Genomic DNA, 270 nt, shown 5'->3' on the forward strand with positions numbered 1-270 from the left:
GGAGAAGCCTTTGATAATCATACCGTACCGGAAGATGAAAGCCTGTCGCTGACCCTCACCGGAACCAACGGCCAGCTGCCGCGTCGCGCGCTGCAGAGCACCGTGCTCGATACGGTGATGAAAACCACTTCCGCCAGTATTGCAGTGCGTAACCTCTGCGCGCCGACGCTGCCGTGCTATCCCCCCGCCCAGGACCGTTTTCACTGGCGGGTGCTGAGCCATCTGGGCAGCAGTTTTCTTTCCCTGATGGATAACGCGGAGGTCCTGCGC

At 60.7% G+C, this 270-nt stretch carries 1 protein-coding gene; it reads left to right on the forward strand.

The window, feature by feature from the left end:
• On the forward strand, window positions 1-270 hold a 270-nt coding region (locus ACX6XY_RS30310; protein ID WP_460337903.1), incomplete at both ends, for a type VI secretion system baseplate subunit TssF.

This window comes from Streptomyces sp. O3 (genome assembly GCF_054788135.1).